Origin of the sequence: Clostridium sp. AM33-3 (assembly GCF_003480315.1) — a bacterium.
Classification (GTDB): Bacteria; Bacillota; Clostridia; order Lachnospirales; family Lachnospiraceae; genus Brotaphodocola.
Genome location: NZ_QUIV01000018.1, coordinates 1 through 958 on the forward strand (window position 1 = coordinate 1; position 958 = coordinate 958).

A 958-nucleotide genomic window follows, 5' to 3' on the forward strand; every position below is an offset into this window, starting at 1 on the left:
GATAAAGATCAGACAGACGAAGGATGGCTCGTTCCTCCATTTTCTGTTCTCCGTTGTAAAATACCACAAAACGAGGCTCCGGGATTGCTACCGGAAGTTCCCCATACAAAAACATGTCTTTTGTCAGCACCGAGTAAAGATCTGCCACATACAACAGATTTCGCAGCGGCATATTTGGATTTTTCGTGGACTGGTGTTCATACAGAAACAGCCGGTCGCAGATCATAAAGGATACATCGTTTTTCATACCAAGATAAATGGCGTTTTCCAGTGTCGTGATGACCAGCTCTTCCGGATCCTGATATGCGGTGTCGTTCATTGCATTATAAAGTGCCAGAAGCGCCCGCTTTTCCTTAAAGATCATCCGAAAGATCCGGTCTTTGTAGGCGCGTACCGGAATGGGGTATTTTAGATCCTTTTCGGTCTGATCAAATGCAGTGGTCAATGTGTTTTTTGCCATAGGCAATCTCCTTCCTTATGCCGGAATCCCATTCTGCTTTTCTTTATCATTCTGGAATTCCTTTGTGTTGATAGTTGGGTGTTCAAGCAAAGAAAAATTCCAGTAGATAATTCAGAATGGCATCGCCATAGAAATGAGAGAACCGCAGGCTGTAACCAAATGCACCATGACCAATGCGGTTTAAAAGAATATTTCTGCTTTGTCTATAACATATCATGTTTGCAAAGGCGCTGCAAGCATTTTCCGGAATTTCTGCTGTACTGGCTGTTCTGAGATAATAAATAACGCAGTCATTGTTATTTTTGTGGCGGAGCCGATACAGCAGGAAGTGAATGAGACCGCTTTCCGGGATTTTCAGCATATCAGGTGTTTGCATCTTGAACACACGTGTACGAATGCAGCGGATGTAGTCCGATGCAGGCGAACGCGTGTTGTGAGAGCAAGCAAACAACGATATGTGAAAATAAAGGAAAGCGGTCTCATTCACTTCCGGACCTT

The 958-nt window shown here is 43.9% G+C and carries 1 protein-coding gene and 1 pseudogene; both read right to left on the reverse strand.

The window, feature by feature from the left end; genetic code table 11:
- A pseudogene (locus tag DW819_RS10880) lies at nt 1-460 on the reverse strand (hypothetical protein); the annotation flags it as partial.
- An 82-nt stretch (nt 461-542) separates the two neighbouring features.
- Nucleotides 543-958: hypothetical protein (locus DW819_RS10885; RefSeq protein ID WP_207665308.1), on the reverse strand; the 416-nt coding region annotated here is incomplete at its 5' end.